The organism is Nonomuraea sp. NPDC050383 (genome assembly GCF_044459125.1).
Classification (GTDB): Bacteria; Actinomycetota; Actinomycetes; order Streptosporangiales; family Streptosporangiaceae; genus Nonomuraea.
In genome coordinates this window covers 89454-103774 of record NZ_JBITIP010000022.1, presented here as the reverse complement: position 1 = coordinate 103774, position 14321 = coordinate 89454, and the positions used below count along the sequence as shown (strand labels likewise).

11 protein-coding genes are annotated in these 14321 nt (G+C 73.1%); 6 read left to right on the top strand and 5 right to left on the bottom strand.

Going from position 1 to position 14321, the window contains the following annotated elements:
• Window positions 1-1626, top strand: a complete 1626-nt coding sequence (locus ACIBG4_RS36705; protein WP_397206389.1) for an FAD-dependent monooxygenase — start codon at window positions 1-3, stop codon at window positions 1624-1626.
• A gap of 139 nt (window positions 1627-1765) precedes the next feature.
• On the opposite strand, the gene guaA is transcribed toward ACIBG4_RS36705, so the two are convergent.
• Window positions 1766-3313: a glutamine-hydrolyzing GMP synthase gene (guaA, locus tag ACIBG4_RS36700; protein ID WP_310708438.1), complete on the bottom strand. Its 1548-nt coding sequence runs from the start codon at window positions 3311-3313 to the stop codon at window positions 1766-1768.
• Between the two features lie 82 nt (window positions 3314-3395).
• Window positions 3396-4238: an SDR family NAD(P)-dependent oxidoreductase gene (locus ACIBG4_RS36695; RefSeq protein ID WP_310708439.1), complete on the bottom strand. Its 843-nt coding sequence runs from the start codon at window positions 4236-4238 to the stop codon at window positions 3396-3398.
• 350 nt (window positions 4239-4588) lie between these two features.
• On the opposite strand from ACIBG4_RS36695, the gene ACIBG4_RS36690 reads away from it, so the two are divergent.
• The 3 genes from ACIBG4_RS36690 to ACIBG4_RS36680 are packed head-to-tail and all read left to right on the top strand — an operon-like array spanning window position 4589 to window position 6727.
• Window positions 4589-5065, top strand: coding sequence for an Lrp/AsnC family transcriptional regulator (locus tag ACIBG4_RS36690; RefSeq protein ID WP_310708440.1), 477 nt, complete (start codon window positions 4589-4591; stop codon window positions 5063-5065).
• 11 nt (window positions 5066-5076) lie between these two features.
• Window positions 5077-5820 carry an N-acetyltransferase gene (locus ACIBG4_RS36685; RefSeq protein WP_310708441.1) on the top strand — a complete coding sequence of 248 codons (744 nt, stop codon included), beginning with the start codon at window positions 5077-5079 and terminating at the stop codon, window positions 5818-5820.
• A gap of 43 nt (window positions 5821-5863) precedes the next feature.
• Window positions 5864-6727, top strand: coding sequence for an SDR family oxidoreductase (locus tag ACIBG4_RS36680; RefSeq protein WP_397206386.1), 864 nt, complete (start codon window positions 5864-5866; stop codon window positions 6725-6727).
• A 12-nt stretch (window positions 6728-6739) separates the two neighbouring features.
• Here the strand turns inward: ACIBG4_RS36680 and ACIBG4_RS36675 are convergent, their stop codons facing one another.
• From ACIBG4_RS36675 to ACIBG4_RS36665, 3 genes are read right to left on the bottom strand one after another with little or no spacing between them, the layout of a single operon-like run.
• On the bottom strand, window positions 6740-7729 hold the full coding sequence (locus tag ACIBG4_RS36675; RefSeq protein WP_397206384.1) for a PLP-dependent cysteine synthase family protein: 990 nt from the start codon (window positions 7727-7729) through the stop codon (window positions 6740-6742).
• A gap of 18 nt (window positions 7730-7747) precedes the next feature.
• Window positions 7748-8506 carry an MBL fold metallo-hydrolase gene (locus tag ACIBG4_RS36670; protein ID WP_397206382.1) on the bottom strand — a complete coding sequence of 253 codons (759 nt, stop codon included), beginning with the start codon at window positions 8504-8506 and terminating at the stop codon, window positions 7748-7750.
• 44 nt (window positions 8507-8550) lie between these two features.
• Window positions 8551-10089, bottom strand: coding sequence for a succinic semialdehyde dehydrogenase (locus tag ACIBG4_RS36665; RefSeq protein ID WP_355445179.1), 1539 nt, complete (start codon window positions 10087-10089; stop codon window positions 8551-8553).
• 75 nt (window positions 10090-10164) lie between these two features.
• Between ACIBG4_RS36665 and ACIBG4_RS36660 the strand changes: the two genes are divergently transcribed.
• Complete coding sequence (locus ACIBG4_RS36660) at window positions 10165-12246, top strand: protein kinase (RefSeq protein ID WP_397206379.1); 2082 nt, start codon at window positions 10165-10167, stop codon at window positions 12244-12246.
• 32 nt (window positions 12247-12278) lie between these two features.
• Window positions 12279-14312 carry a beta-propeller domain-containing protein gene (locus ACIBG4_RS36655; protein ID WP_397206377.1) on the top strand — a complete coding sequence of 678 codons (2034 nt, stop codon included), beginning with the start codon at window positions 12279-12281 and terminating at the stop codon, window positions 14310-14312.
• The last annotated feature ends 9 nt before the right edge of the window (window positions 14313-14321 follow it).

Below are 14321 nucleotides of genomic sequence, written 5' to 3'. Positions count from 1 at the left end.
ATGACCAGGAGGATCACCGTGTACACCGACATCTCCCCCGAGACCACCCCCGGCACGCCCGTCGACGTCGTCATCGCGGGCGGCGGCCCGAACGGGCTCATGCTGGCCTGCGAGCTCGCCCTCGCCGGGGTGCGGCCCGTGGTGCTGGAGCGGCTGGCCGCCCGCACCGAGGAGGCCCGCGCCAACGGCCTGGTCGGCCAGGTCATCCGGGTGCTCGACCGCCGGGGCCTGTACGAGCGCCTGACCGGCGACCCCGAGCCGCCCCGGCCCGTCCCCGGCTTCGTGTTCGGCGCGCTGCCGCTGAACCTGGCCGGCGTGGAGGACAACCCGCTCCACATCATCCAGGTGCCGCAGCGCCGCGTCGAGGAGGTGCTGGAGGAACGCGCGACCGAGCTCGGCGTCGAGATCCGGCGGGGACACGAGCTGACGGGCCTGTCCCCGGACGCGGACGGCGTCACCGCCGAGATCGCGGGGCCCGGCGGCCCGTACACGCTGCGCACCGGTTATCTGGTCGGCGCGGACGGCGGCCACAGCGTCACGCGCAGGCTGTCGGGCATCGGCTTCCCGGGGATCACCAGGGACGACACGATCTCCCGCACCGCGACCGTGTCCGTGCCGGCCTCGCTGATCGACCCCGCCACCGGCGCGTTGAACGTGCCCGGTTACGGCCTCGTGCCGCCGTTCATGCACCATCGCACCGAGCACGGTCTGATCGCGTACGCCCCGTTCACCGGCCGCCCGCCCGTGCTGACCACCATGGAGTGGGACAGCACGGAAGAGGGCACGGAGCCGCCGCCCATGTCCCTGGACGAGCTGCGGGAGAGCGTACGCCGGGTGCTCGGCGTGGACCTGCCCTTCGGGCCGCCGGAGGGCGACGGGCCGCACCTGCTACGCCGGCTGACCAGCGGCAACACCCGGCTGGCCGACCGGTTCCGCGACGGCCGGGTGCTGCTGGCCGGCGACGCCGCCCATGTGCACAGCGCGATCGGCGGCCCCGGCCTGAACCTGGGCCTCCAGGACACGGTCAACCTGGGCTGGAAGCTGGCCGCCGTGGTCCGGGGCCGGGCCCCCGAGGCGCTGCTGGACACGTACGAGAGCGAGCGGCGGCCGGCGGCCGAGCGGGTCGTCATGCACACGCAGGCGCAGTCCGCGCTGATCGCGCCGGGCGGCGAGGTGACGGCGCTGCGCGAGCTGTTCGCCGAGCTGCTCCGCGATCCGGCCAACGCCCGCCACATCGCCGCCACGATGGCCGGGTCCGACGTCCGCTACGACATGGGCGGCGGGGACGCGCATCCGCTGACCGGCCGCCTCGCCCCCGACCTGACGCTGGACACGGGCGGCGGCACCGGCGGCGGCTCGCTCCGGCTCGCCGAGCTGACCCGGACGGCCCGGCCGCTGCTGCTGGACCTGACCAGGGGCACGTCACCGGCCAAGGAGGCGTCCGGCTGGCACGACCGGGTCGACACGCTCACCGCGCACTCCTCCGGGGCGTCGAGCGAGGTGAGCGCGCTCCTGATCCGGCCGGACGGCTACGTGGCCTGGGCGTCGTCCTCGCCGGACCCTGACGAGGGCGAGCTGCGGGACCTGCGCGCGGCGCTCACCCGCTGGTTCGGCGAAGCCGCCTGACCCTCACCCGCCCGGCCCTCGCGGGAACGCCCTCGCGGGAACGCCCTCGCGGGAACGCCCTTGCGGGGACGCCCTCGACCAGCCGCTCCAGCTCGGCGAAGCGAACCGCGTCAGGAGGAGATCCCCCGGAGCGGGGGCGTCACTCCCACTCGATGGTGCCCGGCGGCTTGCTCGTCACGTCGAGCACGACCCGGTTGACCTCCCGCACCTCGTTGGTGATGCGGGTGGAGATGCGCGAGAGCACGTCGTACGGCACCCGCGACCAGTCGGCCGTCATCGCGTCCTCGGAGGTGACGGGGCGCAGCACCACCGGATGGCCGTAGGTGCGGCCGTCGCCCTGGACGCCGACCGAGCGGACGTCGGCCAGCAGCACCACGGGGCACTGCCAGATGTCGCGGTCGAGGCCGGCCCGCGACAGCTCCTCGCGGGCGATGGCGTCGGCCTCGCGCAGCAGGTCGAGCCGCTCGCGGGTGACCTCGCCGACGATGCGGATGCCGAGGCCGGGCCCGGGGAACGGCTGGCGCCACACCATGGCGGGCGGCAGGCCCAGCTCCTCACCGGCCCGGCGCACCTCGTCCTTGAACAGCGTGCGCAGCGGCTCGACCAGGGTGAACTGGAGGTCCTCCGGCAGGCCGCCGACATTGTGATGGGACTTGATGTTGGCGGTGCCGGTGCCGCCGCCCGACTCGACCACGTCAGGGTAGAGGGTGCCCTGCACCAGGAAGTCGACCGGGCCGTCGGCCATGATGGCGCGCTGCTCGTCCTCGAAGACGCGGATGAACTCACGCCCGATGATCTTGCGCTTCTCCTCCGGGTCGCTGACCCCCTCCAGCGCCTTGAGGAAGCGGTCGGCGGCGTCGACGACCCGCAGCTTGACGCCCGTGGCGGCGACGAAGTCGCGCTCGACCTGCTCGGCCTCGCCCTTGCGCAGCAGGCCGTGGTCGACGAAGACGCAGGTCAGCCGGTCGCCGATGGCGCGCTGGACCAGGGCGCCGGCCACGGCGGAGTCGACGCCGCCGGACAGGGCGCAGATCGCCCGCCCGTCGCCGACCTGCCTGCGCACCGCCTCGACGGAGTCCTCGACGATGTTGAGCATGGTCCACGTCGGGCGGCAGCCGGCCGCGTCGAGGAAGTGCTTGAGCACCGCCTGGCCGTGCTCGGAGTGGAGCACCTCGGGGTGGAACTGCACGCCGTACAGGCCGCGCTCGGGGTGCTCGAAGGCGGCGACCGGCGTCTCGCGCGTGGAGGCGGTCACCGCGAAGCCGGCGGGGGCGGCCTTGACGCTGTCGCCGTGGGACATCCACACCTTCTGCGTCGCGGGCAGGCCGGCGAAGATGACGCCCTCGGTGACGACGTCGAGCTGGGTGCCGCCGTACTCGGCGACGCCGGTGCGGGCGACGTCGCCGCCGAGCGCGCGCGCCATCGCCTGGAAGCCGTAGCAGATGCCGAACGTGGGCACGCCCGTCTCGAACAGGCCGTGCGGGACGGCCGGCGCGTTGTCGGCGTAGACCGACGAGGGCCCGCCGGACAGGATGATCGCCTTGGGCCGCTTGGCCAGCATCTCCTCGACGGGCATCGTCGACGGGACGATCTCGGAGTAGACGTGGCATTCGCGCACCCGCCTCGCGATCAGCTGCGCGTACTGCGCGCCGAAGTCGACCACGAGAACTGTGTCGAACTCAGACACCGAAGAAACCCCCCAGAGGCGAATGCGGTGTCCCCAGTCTATCGGCAGCCCGCCTTCGGCCCGGACCGGCCGCCCGTCCCGCTCACTCCTCCCCGGGCGCCGCCTCCCGCAGCGGGGGCAGGCCGCCGGCCAGCAGGGTCTCGGTCTGCCGGCGCATGCTCCTGCCGAACTCCGGATGGGTCAGCAGCAGGAAGCGCTCCTCACGTACGGCGTCGACGACCATGTCCGCGACCCGCGCCGGGTCGATGCCGCCGGCGACGCCGGCGTCCACCCGCTCCTGGGACTCCAGCTCGTCGGAGCTGCGGGCGACGGACAGGTCGAACGGGCGCACCCGCTCGGAGCGGTTGATGCGCGTCCGGACCGCTCCAGGGCACAGCGCGGTGACGCGGAGCCTGGAGCCGGAGGCGATCAGGTCCTGGGCGAGCGCCTGCGAGGCGGCGAACGCGGCGTACTTGCTGACGGCGTAGCCGCCCGCGTGCGGCCCGGCGGACAGGCCCGCCACCGACACCGTGTTGACGATGTGCCCCTCGGTGTCCTGCTCGATCATGCGGGGCACGAACGCGTTGATGCCGTGGAGCACGCCCCACAGGTTGACGCCCAGCACCCAGGCGAAGTCCTCGCGGGTCCGGGTCCACAGGTGGCCGCCCTGGTAGACGCCCGCGTTGTTGCACAGCAGATGGACGGCCCCCAGCTCGCCGAAGGCCCGCTCCGCAAGATGGTGCACGGCGGCCTCGTCGGACACGTCGGTGATCTGCGTGAGGACCTTGGTGTCGCCCGCCAGCGTCGCGGTCTCCGCGAGCCCGCCGGGATCGACGTCGGCGAGCATCAGGGACATGCCCTCGCTCGCGAACCTGACGGCGAGTGCCCGGCCTATGCCGCTCGCCGCACCCGTGATCACCGCGACCTTGCCGGAGAGTTCCCGCACCGAAGCCTCCTAGCGCTCGCCTCGACGCTACAGGAACTCGCCGGTCAGTCCAGGGCGTTCCGGAAAAGTCATGCCTATGACGGAAAAGCGGAGGAATTCGCGGGAAAGACCGCGCCACGTGGGCGAGCGCCACGCCCGCCGGCGGTTCCCGTGCTCCCATTCTCACCATCAAAAGGAACAATCAGCGAGCGGCAGAAAAGGAAACTCCTGCCGAGAAGAGAAATCTCCTGGCAATTGGCGATACAGCCGAGCGGCATTCTCCGCGCCGCCATCCGGCCGTGGCGGTGACGCCGGACCCCGGTGGTCGATACGGCGGCGAAGGTCTACCCTCGCCGAACAGGAGGATGACGATGAGGCATGACGCCGCACTCGATGCGATCGATCTCGCGATCCTGGCCGAGTTGCAGAACGACGCGCGGCTGCCCAACAAGGAGCTCGCCGACCGCCTCGGCGTCGCCCCCTCCACCTCGCTGGAGCGCGTGCGCTCGCTGCGCCGCCGGGGCGTCATCACGGCCTTCCGCGCCTCGGTCGACACCGCGCGCCTCGGCCGGCCGCTCCAGGCGCTGCTCGCCCTGCGCGTACGGCCCCACACCAGCCAGCTCGTCGACCCGATGCGGGCGTTCGTGCTGACCCTGCCGGAGACGATCACGCTGTTCCACGTGGCCGGGCCGCAGGACTTCCTCGTCCACGTCGCCGTGGCCGACGCCGACCACCTGCACCGGCTGGTGCTGGAGAAGTTCCTGACACGGCAGGAGATCGTCCACCTGGAGACGACCCTGATCTTCAAAACCGAGCATCAGCCCGTGCAACGGCCGTCCGAGATGTGACAATGATCCGCATGTCGCTGCGGATCACCACCCTCGCCGAGCGCCCCGAGTTCGCCACGGGGCTGTGGGACATGGCCCACGCGTGGGCGGGGTTCATGATGAACGACCCGGTCGCGGACATGTTCTACCCGGCCGCGACGACCACCTTCGCCGACTTCGTGCTGGTGGCCGACGACGACGCCGAGCCCGGCCGGCTGGTGGCGCGCGGGTGCATGATCCCGTACCCGGCCAAGGACGACCCGCTGCCCGACGGCGGCTGGGACACGGTGATCCGCCGGGGCAGGCTCGCCCGCGAGTCGGGCGCCACGGCCGACAGCATCAGCGCCCTGGAGATCACGGTGCGCAGCGACCGGCTCGGGTCCGGGGTCTCGCCGCGCATGGTCGCCGCGATGCGCGAGCACGCCGCCCGGCTCGGCTTCCGGGAGCTGGTCGCGCCGGTCCGGCCCAACCAGAAGCACCTGGAGCCGCACACCCCCATGGCCGAGTACGCCTTCCGCACCCGCGCCGACGGCCTCCCCCACGACGCCTGGCTGCGCGTCCATGTGCGGGCCGGCGGGCGGATCGTCCGGGTGGCGTCCCGCTCGATGGTGATCGCCGGGTCGCTGGCCGAGTGGCGCGAGTGGACCGGGCTGCCGTTCGACCGCACGGGGCCGGTGGAGGTGCCCGGCGGCCTCACGCCCGTCCACTGCGACGTGACCCACGATCACGCCGTCTACGTGGAGCCCAACGTGTGGGTCAGCCACCCGCTCGGCTGAGGCTCCGACGTTAGGCTTCGCCGGTTGGGGGCAAGCGCTCCGCATGGCCGAAGAATCGAACAGCACACCACCTGGGCAGACACAGGAATACCCGGGCCGCAGCGGCGAGATGACGCCCGAGCCGCGCGACGAGATGCGTGACTACGCGGGCCGCGACCTGCTGGCCGGCAAGCGCGCGCTGATCACCGGCGGCGACTCCGGGATCGGCCGGGCCGTCGCCGTCGCCTTCGCCAAGGAGGGCGCGGACGTCGCGATCGCGTACCTGACCGAGCACGAGGACGCCAACCACACCAGGAAGCTCGTCGAGGAGGCCGGGCGGCGCTGCGTGCTCATCCCGGGCGACCTGAGCGACCGCGACCACTGCGCGTCGGTCGTCGAGCAGGCGGTCCAGGAGCTCGGCGGCCTGGACGTCCTGGTCAACAACGTGGCCTACCAGTCACCGGTCGAGGGGCTGGAGGAGCTGAGCGACGAGCAGTGGGAGTACACGTTCGCCGTGAACATCCACAGCTACTACCGCGTCACCAAGGCCGCCCTGCCGCACCTGCGCGAGGGCAGCGCGATCATCAACACCTCGTCCATCAACGGGCTGCGCGGCAACAAGACGCTGCTCGACTACGCCGCCACCAAGGGCGCGATCAACGCCTTCACCTACTCCATGGCGCAGAACCTGGTGGACCGGGGCATCCGGGTCAACGCGGTGGCGCCCGGTCCGGTGTGGACGCCGCTGATCCCGGCCACGTTCCCGGAGGAGAAGGTCGGCTCGTTCGGCAAGCAGGTGCCGATGGGACGCGCGGCGCATCCGGACGAGATCGCGCCGTCGTACGTCTTCTTCGCGGCGAACCGGCTGTCGTCGTACTACACGGGCGAGGTCCTCGCCCCGATCGGCGGCGAGACGCTCCCGGGCTGAGGCGCCACGGGCTCAGGAGGTACGGCGGAGCAGCTCCTCGTCGTGGGGCCGCCGGTCGAGCCCCTTGGCCGTGGCCCACGCGTCGTCGTGGACGGTCGCCAGGTGCCTCGGGTGCGCGTCGCCGATGACGGACACCACCGTGCCGCTCTCCCCCCGCCCGGCCATCCGCCCGGCGAGCTCCAGCGCGGCCCAGAGCGCGGTGCCGGTCGAGCCGCCCACCGGCAGCCCTGTGACCGCGCGCACCCGCCGGGCCGCCGCCACGGAGGCGGCGTCGGGCACGGGGATCACCAGGTCCACCAGGTCGGGCCGGAAGCCGGGCTCCATCCTGGGCCGCCCGATTCCCTCGATCCGCGACGGCATGCCGGTGGCGTAGTCGGGGGCGTCGAGCGTCCAGCCGGGGAAGTACGCGGAGTTCTCGGGGTCGGCCACCGCCACCCGGATCGGCCGTCCCTCGGCCGCACGGGCCGCGCGGCCGAGGGTCGCGGAGGTGGCTCCGGTACCGGCTCCCACCACGACCCAGTCGGGGCGTTCCTCCGCGAGCAGCTCCCCGGCGAGGTCGTGCTCGGCCGCGCGGCCGAACTGGTCGAGGAAGTGGCCGCCGCTCTCGCGGGCCGCCTCGCGCGCCGCGTCGTAGATCGCGAGCGGCGGCGTCGCGAACCGGCAGGCGCCGCCCAGCTCCTCCACCGGCCGCGCCCGCGCCTCGCTCCGCTCTCCCGGCATGACCACCAGGTACGGCAGACCGAGCCGCCGCGCGAACCACGCCTGCGCCACGGCCGCGTTGCCACCGGTCGCCTCCACCACGGGCGTCCCCTCGGCGACCAGCCCGTCCAGGACCGCCCGCCGGAACAGCGCGCGGGCGTGCCGGTGGCGCAGGCTCCCGGTGGGGTGCTTCGACTCGTCCTTCAGCAGCAGCCGCACCCCTGGCGCGGCGACCGGGAACTCGATGAGCGGCGTCGGCTCGCCCGGCTCCAGCAGGGCGAGCGCGTGTTCCGTCCAGGTCACCGGATCATGGTCCCACGCTCAGGGGAGGGTGACCCGCTCCCCAGGGGCGAGCAGGTGCGCCCTGTCCCCCAGCGGGGCCAGCGCGGCCGCGAGCGTGTCGCGGCCCTGCGAGAAGTGCGCCCAGTGCTCGAAGTGCAGCGGCACCACGTGCCCGGCGCCCAGCAGGTCGGCGGCCTTGACCACGTCGTCGCTGGTCAACGTCAGGTACGCGCCGTCCGCCAGCGCCGTGCGGGCCGCGCCCGCGAACAGCACGGCGACGTCCACGGGGCCCACCCGGCCGGCGATGGAGCGCACCACGTCCAGCGACGCGTTGTCGCCGCTCACGTACACCGTCGGGAGACCGTCGCCGCTCAGCACGAACCCGGTCACCTCTCCCACGAGGTGCTCGCTCCCGTCGGGGCCGTGCTGCGCCGGCACACCGGTGATCCGCAGCACGCCGCCGCCGGGCCGGGGCAGCTCGACGTGGCTCCAGTTGGGCAGGGCGCGCACGGGCGGGCCGACGCGCTCGGCCGCCGATCCCGTCGAGAGCGCGAGGGGCGCGCCGGCCAGGTAGGCCCGGCCCGCGCGGTCGAGGTTGTCGGGATGCTGGTCGTGCGAGAGGAGCACCGCGTCCACCGGCCCCACCTCGTCCGGGCTGAACGCCGGGCCGCCCGTCTTGGTGAGCGCGCGCTGCCCGATCGGGTAGTCGCCGGGCGCGTCGAAGGTGGGGTCGATCAGCAGGCGCACGCCGCCGATCTCCAGGACGGCGGTGGGGCCGCCCGCGTAACGAATCTCCATGCTCGGCTACGACACGGCCGGCGGACGGGATATTCCGCCCGTTGTCACTTGAGCCGCAGCCTGCGCATGGTCTTGAGCGTGGTCGCCAGCACGCCCGCCCACTTCTCGTACGGCATGCCGCCCGGCGGCTCGAACCCCAGCCACGGCGCCTGCGTGGCCACGGTCTGCGCCTCGGTGTAGCGCAGCAGGCCCTCGGCGCCGTGCCTGCGGCCGAGACCGGACGCCTTCATGCCGCCCATCGGGGCGTCGTAGGAGGCGTACGCGGCGCCGTACCCCTCGTTGACGTTGACCGTGCCGGCCCGGAGACGGGCGGCGATCGCGCGGCCGCGGGCCGGGTCGGAGGTCCAGACGGAGGCGTTGAGCCCGTAGACGGTGTCGTTGGCGAGCGCGACGGCCTCGTCGTCGGAGGTGAACGGGTGGAGGGCGACGACCGGGCCGAACGTCTCGTCGCGGCACAGCGCCATGTCCTCGGTGACGCCCGTGAGGACGGTCGGCTCGTAGAACAGCGGTCCGATGTCCGGCCTGGCCCTGCCGCCGGCGAGCAGCGTGGCGCCCTTGGCCAGCGCGTCCTCCACGTGCGCCGTGACCGTGTCGAGCTGCCGCCCGGACGTGAGCGAGCCCATCTCGGCGGACCAGTCGTGCCCGGCGGCCAGGCGGAGGCCGCGCGCCTGGGCGGCGAACCGCTCGGCGAAGGCGTCGAACACGCTCGCGTGGACGTACAGCCGCTCGACCGACAGGCAGAGCTGGCCGGCGTTGGTGAAGCAGGCGCGGACGGCGCCTTGGACGGCGAGGTCGAGGTCGGCGTCGTCGAGCACCAGCATCGGGTTCTTGCCGCCGAGCTCCAGCGAGCAGCCGATGAGCCGCTTGGCCGCCTCCTCGGCGATCTTCCGGCCGCCGCGGGTGGAGCCGGTGAAGGCCACGTAGTCGGCGCCGTCGAGCAGCGCCTCGCCGATCTCGGCGGGCTCGCCCAGCACCACCTGCCAGATCTCGCGCGGCATGCCCAGCTCGGCCAGCAGCTCGATGGTCCACAGCGTGGACAGCGCGGTCTGCGTGTCGGGCTTGTGCACGATCGCGTTGCCCGCCAGCAGGGCCGGCACGGCGTCGGTGACGCCGAGCGAGAGCGGGTAGTTCCACGGCGAGACGAGCGCCACCACGCCCTTCGGGGAGCGCAGCTCGCTCACCCGGGTGGCCACGGGGAAGACGCCCTGCCGGCGGCGCGGCGCGAGCAGGCGCGGGGCGCGCCGCGCGTAGTAGAGCGCGCAGCCTGCGACGTCCAGCACCTCCTCGAAGGCGTGCTTGCGGGCCTTGCCCGTCTCGTCCTGCACGATGTCGAGGATGTCGGAGCGCCGGTCGAGGATCGCGTCGTGCAGCCGCAGGAACGGGCGCACGCGCTCGGCGACCGGCCGGGCGGCCCACTCGGCCTGGGCCGCGCGAGCACGGGCGTGGGCGCGGGCGACGTCGTCGGCACTGGAGAGGGGCAGCCGGGCCAGCGGCTCGCCGGTGAACGGGGTGCTGATCTCCCGCGTCTCCCCGCTGGACGTCACGTGGACCGTGGTCACGCGCTCGGGCGTTGTCACGTGCATGGTCAGAAGGATATTCCGGAACTGCTACCGACCGGTAGTTTTTGTGGATGCGCGGCTACGGGCCACAATCCCCTCATGCCATCCATCGCTCCGCTCAGGCCCGGCGATCCGCGACGCCTGGCGGGCCTGGAGCTCGCCGGCAGGCTCGGCGAGGGCGGCCAGGGCGTCGTCTACCTGGCCAGGGACACCTCCGGCACGCCGCTGGCCGTCAAGTGGCTGCGCCACGACCTGGCGGCCGACCGGGTGAGCGTCGAGCGGTTCCTGCGCGAGGCCCAGGTGGCCCAGCAGATCGCGCCCTTCTGCACCGCGGCCGTCCTCGGCTCGGGCGTCGAGCAGGAGCGGCCGTACATCATCAGCGAGTTCATCGAGGGGCCGTCGCTCCAGCGGATCGTCCAGGAGGAGGGACCGCGCGCCGGAGCGTCCCTGCACCGGCTGGCGATCGGCACGGCCACCGCGCTGGCGGCCATCCACCAGGCGGGCATCGTCCACCGCGACGTCAAGCCGGCCAACGTCATCCTCGGCGCCGACGGGCCGCGCGTCATCGACTTCGGCATCGCCCGCGCCCTCGACGCCACCTCCACGATCAGCGGCATGCCGGTGGGCACGCCGTCGTACATGCCGCCCGAGCAGATCCTCGGCCACCCGGTCGGGGCGTCCGCCGACATGTTCTCGTGGGCCGGCACGATGGTGTACGCGGCGTCCGGGCGGGCGCCGTTCGGCAGCGACACGATGCCGGCCGTCATCAACCGGGTGCTCAACAACCCGCCCGACCTCGGCGTCCTGGACGGCCCGCTGCATGAGCTGGTGGCCGCCTGCCTGGACAAGGACCCCGCGCGGCGGCCGACGGCCGAGCAGGTGCTCATGCGGCTCATCCAGCAGCCGGGCCAGCCCGCGGCCCCCTTCCGGCAGCCGGGCCCGCCCGCGCCGCCCTTCCGACAGCAGCCGGGCCCGCCCGCGGCTCAGGCCCCCTTCCAACAGCCTCCGCCGCCGTGGGCGCCACCCCCGCAGGGCCCGCCGTCGGGACCCGTGCCGGGGCCCATGCCGATGTCCACCGGCTTACCCCCGCGCCGCAGGAGCCGCGCTCCGATGATCGTCGGCGTGACCGCGGCCGTCACGCTGCTCCTGCTGACCTGCGTCGCGCTGGTCGTGACGCAGCGTAAGACGACGACGGCCTCGTCCCGCGCCACGACGACCCCCACCGCCACCGGCCGGACGCCCACCACCGGGCCCACGCCGACCCCCGTCAGGAAGAGGCTCCCGGGCGGCACCATCGACCTGTACGAGCTGCCGGCCGACCCGGTCACGCTCACCTCGTACGAGGTCTACGACAAGCGCTCCGACGACTGGGTGGACTACGCCCGGCAGTCGCTGCGCGGCGGGTTCAAGAAGTACGCCGGCAACTGGGAGACGCTGGTCTCCCCCGACGGCCGCCGCATCGCCACGCGCGGCCGCAAGTACACCGCCGACGGCTACGACTCGGTCATCGTCACCGACCGCGGCACGGGCGCGACGTCCACGGTCAAGACCGTCCGCAAGCCGCTGATCAGCAGCATCCGGTCGTGGTCCCGCGACGGCTCCAGGCTGCTGCTCAACATCGAGAAGGAGACCAAGGACACGCGCGGCAAGGAGGACTGGGTGTACCCGGGGTTCGTCCTGGTGGACGTGGCCGAGGCCAAGGCCGGCGTGGTGCGGCTGCCCGGCGGCGCCGCCCCGCCCGACACCGGGTTCGGCTGGGACCCCGGCCAGCGGGGCGTGGTCAACCTCTACGGCTCCGGCAAGGGGCTACGGTTCTACGACGCCGCCGGCAGGACCGTCCGCGACGTGCAGGGGGTCGGCTCGCTCGCGTCCGGCACGCAGGACCTCTTCTCCCCGTCGGGCAAGACGTTCGTGACGAACTGCCCCGGCGGCGACGACGGCGACCACTGCGTGTGGGACTCCGACACCGGCAAGCGCGTGCGGCAGTTCACCTCCGACTGCGACAAGGTGCTCGGCTGGTACGACGAGACGCACCTGTACTGCTGGGAGCAGGACAACGCCTCCACCGACCAGATCCAGGTGGTCGGGTTCGACGGCCGGCTGGTGCGCAAGCTGCTGGAAGTCCCCGACAATCTGGATTTCAGCCCGGTCTTCACCGTCAACCCCGCCAAGGGCGACTGAACCATCGGGTTCGGCCATCCGTGATGGTGGTCATGAAGACCCTGACCCGTACGGCGACGGCCGCCCTCGCCCTCGTCACGGCCACCGCCGCCTGCACCGCCACGCAGCCCGGCGGCACGGCCCCCGCCAGGCAGCGGCTCGGGGCCGTGCGCCTGGTGGCGTACAACGGCTGCGACGACATGCTGGCCGGCCTGCGTGAGCACGCCGCGCGCAACGTCGGGCCGTGGGGCTTCGGCGGCCCCATGCTGATGGCGCGGCGCGACACCGCGGCGGCCGTTCCCGAGGCCAAGTCGACGATCACGCTGGAGCACTCCACCACCAACACCCACGAGGCGGGTGTGGACGAGCCCGACCTGGTCAAGACCGACGGCGCCAGGGTCGTCACGGTCACCGGGGGCGTCCTGCGGGTCATCGACGCCGCCACGCGGAAGGTCACGGCCACGCTGAAGCTGACCGGCGGCGACGAGCCCGGCTTCGTGCCCGCCGACCTGCTCATGTCCGGCGACCGGGCGCTGGTGCTGCTGCGCGGCGGCGACATCATGTTCAAGTCGATCCGGCCCATGAGCAGCGACACCAGATACGTCCTCGTCGACCTGGCCGGCGAGCCGAAGGTGCTGTCCACGATCAGGCCGCGCGGGCGGTACGTGGACGCGCGGATGGTCGGCTCGGTCGTCCGCCTCGTCACCCGCAGCGAGCCGGACATCCAACTGCCGCAGCCCAAGGACGACGCCACGGACAAGGACCGGCGCAGGCTCAACCAGGAGGCGGTGCGGCGGGCGCCGATCGAGGCGTGGCTGCCCAAGGTGGAGATCACCGACGCCTCCGGGGCCAAGCGCGAGCAGAGCGTGCCGTGCGAGCGGGTCAGCCACCCCGCCGACTACACCGGCGCCTCGCTGCTGGCCGTCCACACCATCGACCTGGCCCAGGGGGTGACCGACGCGGGCACCGACCCGATCGCCCTGGCGGCGGACGGCGACATCGTGTACGGCACCGGTCAGAGCCTGTACGTGGCGAGCAACCCGCGCTGGTGGCCCGTCGACCCGGCGGTCATGGAGGACGCGGCGCCGGTGCCGGACCCGCCGAGCGGCACCGCCCAGGCCCCCGCCGACGAGCCCACGCCCACCGAGCCCACCCCCACTGCGTCCACGCCCACCGAACCCACGCCCACTGAGCCCACCGTGACCGGAACCCCGGCTCCCGCCCGCACCCCGGTGGTGCCCCCGGAGGAGACCGAGGTGCACCGCTTCGACATCGGGCGTCCCGGCGCTCCGGTCTACGCCTCGTCGGGCAAGGTGCCCGGCCGGCTGCTGAACCAGTACAGCCTGTCCGAGTACGACGGCCACCTGCGGGTGGCCACCACCGTGACCTCCGGCGACGGCGAGAGCAGCGTCAGCGGCGTCCACGTGCTCAGGACGTCCGACATGGCCGAGACGGGCCGGGTCGGCGGACTCGGCAAGGACGAGCGGATCTACTCGGTCCGCTTCATCGGCGCGGTCGGCTACTGCGTGACGTTCAAGCAGGTGGACCCGCTCTACACGCTCGACCTGCGCGACCCGGCGGCGCCGAAGCTGACCGGCGAGCTGAAGATCACCGGCTACTCGGCGTACCTGCACCCGGCCGGCGACGGCCGACTCATCGGCATCGGGCAGGAGGCCAGCGACAAGGGCCGGACGCTGGGCACGCAGGTGTCGCTGTTCGACGTCGGCGACCCGGCCGCCCCGCGCCGCCTGTCGCAGCTCTTCCAGAAGGACTCCGGCTCGGAGGCCGAGTGGGACCCGCACGCGTTCCTGTACTGGCCCAAGACCGGCATGGCGGTCCTCCCGCTGAACACGTACGGGCAGGACGCCGAGCGGAACGGCGCGGTGGTCCTGAGGATCACCGACTCCGCGATCACCCGGGTGGGCATGATCGAGCACCCGAGGAAGCGGCAGTCGGACATCGTCTACCAGCCGGGGATCCAGCGCTCGATGGTCATCGGCGACGCCATCTGGACGCTCTCCGACACCGGTGTCCAGGTCAACGACGCCGCCTCGCTGGCGCGGCGGTCCTGGATCCCGTTCGGCTGACGGACCTCG